The sequence below is a fragment of the Streptomyces sp. CC224B genome (assembly GCF_030010595.1).
In the GTDB taxonomy this organism is placed as follows: domain Bacteria; phylum Actinomycetota; class Actinomycetes; order Streptomycetales; family Streptomycetaceae; genus Streptomyces; species Streptomyces longispororuber.
Genome location: NZ_JASCXL010000224.1, coordinates 1 through 4,102, shown reverse-complemented (window position 1 = coordinate 4,102; position 4,102 = coordinate 1). Strand labels below are relative to the sequence as shown.

Annotated in this window: 2 protein-coding genes and 1 pseudogene; 1 reads left to right on the top strand and 2 read right to left on the bottom strand. The window is 72.5% G+C overall.

Translation table 11 applies throughout. The features are described 5' to 3' along the window. The first annotated feature begins 121 nt into the window (after nt 1-121). Nucleotides 122-523 carry a hypothetical protein gene (locus QK440_RS40905; protein WP_282798340.1) on the top strand — a complete coding sequence of 134 codons (402 nt, stop codon included), beginning with the start codon at nt 122-124 and terminating at the stop codon, nt 521-523. A gap of 24 nt (nt 524-547) precedes the next feature. On the opposite strand, the gene QK440_RS40900 is transcribed toward QK440_RS40905, so the two are convergent. Further along, entirely contained in the window at nt 548-3,475 is a 2,928-nt protein-coding gene (locus QK440_RS40900; RefSeq protein ID WP_282798339.1) for a BTAD domain-containing putative transcriptional regulator, read from the bottom strand. Between the two features lie 315 nt (nt 3,476-3,790). Continuing rightward, nucleotides 3,791-4,001, bottom strand: a pseudogene (locus tag QK440_RS40895) (helix-turn-helix transcriptional regulator); the annotation flags it as partial. Between the last annotated feature and the right edge of the window lie 101 nt (nt 4,002-4,102).

The following is a 4,102-nucleotide window of genomic DNA, read 5'->3' as shown; positions in this document are numbered from 1 at the left end:
CCCCCCCCCCGGGCCGTGGTGCCTGGGCGGTGCCACGGGGGGGTGTGGGGGGGCCCGGGGGGGGGGCCCTGGGGGTCCCCCGGGTTATCTCCCGGGGGGCGACTCCGAAGGAGTGTTCCGCATGGTGAAACAGATACACGTGATGCTCAGGGCGGGCCTGGTGTTCCTGGCCGCCATGATCGTCGGGATCGCGACGATGGCTTCCGCTCAGGCGGCGCCCACGCCGGGCAAGAGCGACGTATGGCAGGTGCAGCGGACCGGTGTCAAGGGAGCGTCCGCGGCCTCCGCGTCAGCCCTGGAACCGGCCGGTGCACTGGCCCGCTACAGCTGTTACCCGCCGTTCCGCTACAACAACGCCGCGGCGTGGAACTGCACGGTGCACAGCGGTGCCATCGTGTTCTGGATCGAGTGCTCGATCGGCGGCACGTACACCAGCGGTGAGTACGGGCCGGGGAGCTACTACGTGCAGGCCACCTGCCCCCAGGGCCGTCGGCTCAGTGAAGGCCACCGCTCGGTGAGGTGAGCCGTCCCCGGCCGGCGCGCCGCGTCAGCGCAGGGTCGAGCCGGGTTCTTCAGCGAACCCGGCTCGGCCCCTGAGCGCGCCGGGGTGAGGAGGTCGCTGTCGCAGCCGGGTGCGTACCGCTTGTGCGTCGTCGTGGCCGAGGTGGTCGAGGATGGCGAGTGCGCGGTGCCAGGCGTCGCGGGCCTTGGGGAGGTCGCCCAGGGCCTGGTGGCTGTCGCCGAGCCGGGTCAGTGTCTCCGTCTCGTAGTAGCGGTCCCCGCTGTCCCGGTGCAGTCGCAGCGCTCGGTCGTAGTGGTCCACCGCCCGTCGGTGCTGTCCGAGGCAGGCGTACGCGAAACCGAGGCTGTCCAGGGCGTTGGCTGTGCAGTACCGATCGCCGAGCTGCCGGGCCAGGGCGAGCGACCGCCGGCAGTAGGCCAGGGCCTGTTGCTGGTCGCCCAGGTCCGCGTACGCGCAGCCGATCATGTTGAGGGCCCTGGCCTGCCCGTCGCGGTGGTCCGCGGTCCGCAGCATCTCGAAGGCCAGCAGGGCGTGGTGCAGGCACTCCTCGTAGCGGTGCAGGCGGCACAACAGCAGCGTCAGGAGGCGGTGCGTGTGGGCCTGGCCGACGAGGTCGCCGACCTCGTGGAACCGGGCGAGGGCCGTCTCGAAGTGGCGGCGCGAGTCCGCGGTCCGCCCCAGTCGGGCGCAGCACCGGCCGAGGATCCGGTGAGTGTGGGCCAGGCCTACCGGGTCGTCGAGGCGGCGTGCCGCCTCCAACGCGCTCGTCTGCATCGTGAGCTGCTGCTGCCAGCACCCTCGCAGGTCGAGGAAGTCTGTCAGGCACCAGGCAAGCCGCCAGGCATGGGCGTCGAAGCCGGTGTCGACGGCCAGCTGAACGGCGCCGAGAAGGACCCGTTGCTCGGTGGCGAGCCAGGCCGTCGCCTGGTCCTGGTCGGTCAAGCGCTCCGGGACGCTCCCGGGCTCGATCTGCTCCTGGGACAGCAGCACCGTGTCCCGGTGCGGATCCGTCATCCGCGCCGCCTGGTACGCCGTGTGTAGATAGTGGTCGAGGACCCGCCGCGTCGCGGCGCTGCGCTCCGCCGGGGGCTCGTGGACCTCCGCGAGCTCGACGGCGTAGGCACGCAGCAGGTCGTGGCAGGCGAACCGGCCGGGCAGGTGCTCGGTCACCAGGTTCACCCGGGCCAGCTCGGCGAGCAGGCGGCGTGTCCGGGGCTCCGGGACGGCCGCCAGGCTGGCTGCCGCGGGCAGCGTGATGTCCGGCCCGGGGTGCAGGCCCAGCAACCGGAAGAGCCTGGCCGCCGCGGTGTCGAGGGTGCGCAGCGAACAGGAGAACACCGCCCGCATGTCGGTGGCCTGGTCATCGCCCGTGGAGAGGTCAAGGGCGGCGTGGTTCGTGGTCAGTTCGTCGGCGAGCGCACCGAGTGAGAAGTCACGGTGGGTGGCCGCCCGGGCGGCGACAATGGCCAGGGCCAGGGGCAGCCCTCCGCACCGGGTGATGAGCTCACCGGCCGCCCGTGGTTCCGCCGACACCCGATCCGGGCCGATCCGGCTGGCCAGCAGCTTCCTCGCCTCGGCGGCGGGCAGCACATCGAGGACGGTCGGCGTGGCCCCTTCGGCGGCGACCAGCCCCGGCATCCGGCTGCGACTGGTCACCAGCACCAGGCAGCCGGGCGACCCGGGCAGCAGCGGACGGATCTGCTCGGCGTGCGCGGCGTTGTCCAACACCACCAGCACGCGACGGCCGGACAGCAGGCTGCGGTACAGCGCGCTCTGCGCCTCGACACTGACCGGCACGCGCTGCGGCGGCACCGCGAAGGCGTCCAGAAAACCCCGAACCGCCTCTGCCGGCGTCACCGCGGTCCCACCCGGGGCGAACCCCCTGAGGTTGACGAACAACTGCCCGTCCGGGAACCGATCGGCCCAACGGTGGGCCCAGTGCACTGCGAGGGCGGTCTTCCCGACCCCCGCGGCACCGGTGATCATCGCGATGGTCACCGAGCCGGCGCGTGGCGCCAGGCGGTCGAGCAGGTCGTCGAGTTCCCCCATCTCGTCGCCACGTCCCACGAAGACGGGCAGGTCCGCAGGGAGCTGGGCGGGGACCTCGGCCACGGCAGGAGGCCACGCCTCGGACCCGGCCGTCTCCCGCTCGGCCCCTTCGACCGGGGCCGAGCAGGGAAGGGCCGCCGTCCCTTTGCCGTCGTCCGGCTGGCTCAGGAGTGCGGTGTGGGCCGCGGCCAGTTCAGGCCCGGGATCGACGCCGAGTTCGTCAGCGAGCTGACGACGGGCGGTCTCGTACACAACGAACGCCTTCCGCCGGTGCCCGGCGAGTTGGTGCGCCCGGATCAGCCGTGCCTGCGTGGCCTCGTCCAAAGGGTGGCAGCACGCCTCTTCCTCCAACAGCGGCAGCGCTTCGGCCGCGCCGCCCGTGGCCAGCAACGCGTCCACGTACCGAGCCATCACCGTCCGGCGCTCGCCGAGCACGCGGACCACCTTCGGGTGGTCAGCGAGGACCGGCACGTCGGCCAGAGGCGGCCCCTGCCAAAACCGCAGCGCGTCCCCGAGCAACTCGATCACCCGGCGATGCTCACCGCCACGCGCCGCCTCGCCGGCCGCCGCAACCAGACCGCGGAACCGCGCCAGGTCCACGCTGCCGTCCGCGAGCTGAAGCGCGTACCCGTCACCGACTGCGGGCAGGAGCACGCTCGGGGCGCGCCGCACGCGGTCCGGCTCCAGGACTCGGCGCAGGTGCTTGACGTAGCTCTGGATGACGTTCGCCGCGGTAGCCGGTGGACTGTCCCGCCACAGCGCGTCCACCAAGTCGGCCCGCGACCACGGCTGTCCGACCGTCAACGCCAGCAGCCCCAGGAACCCGCGCTGCCTCGCGCGGCCCAGATCGATCTCGGTACCGTCCCGCCACGCCCGGACTCGCCCCAAGATGTGCAGGTGCATCCGCCCCACCCCCGCCCAAGCGGCTCACACCGCCGAGGTCCCGATGCGCACGGACATCAACAAACCAGGCGGCCCGATTCCACGTCCAGCTGCCATCCGGCCACATCCCGCCAGACTGCCTCCGCAGCCTGCGTCGGACGCTGGTGGCAACAGCCGATGGTTCACTGCACTGCCGGCAGCAGGAGTCGGGGGCGTCCATGCCGCGGCATGCCCGGCAGATCTCCCCGCCGTCGGCGCCGCGAGTGACCATGACGCGCAGGCGCCCGCAGGCCGAGCACGGCGCGGGCACCTGGGTGCGGCGCTGCGGCTTGCTGGTCATGACCGGTCGGGGCGGCGGATGACGGTGCGGCGCCGGGCGACCGACAGGTCACCGGGCTGGCCGTCAGCGGTCTTGCGGGGCCTGCGTGTTCACGACCTCGGGCTCGATCAGGTCGTTCGGAGTGCACTCCAGGATGTCGCAGAGCGCGACCAGGGTGTCCGTGCTCAGCCGCTGCGGCGGCTGGGTCACCAGCCGGTAGACCTGCTTGTGTCCGCAGAGGCCGTGCGCGGGCTAGGCCGTTTCCTTCGGATCATCCGGTCGTTGGTCTGGGTGTGTCGTTGACTGACGCCCAGTGGGCGCGGATCGAG

What these genes read in the sequence shown, in the direction of transcription:
- QK440_RS40905 (WP_282798340.1), top strand. Translation starts at nt 122, where the DNA reads ATGGTGAAACAGATACACGTGATGCTCAGGGCGGGCCTGGTGTTCCTG.
- QK440_RS40900 (WP_282798339.1), bottom strand. Translation starts at nt 3,475, where the DNA reads ATGCACCTGCACATCTTGGGGCGAGTCCGGGCGTGGCGGGACGGTACC.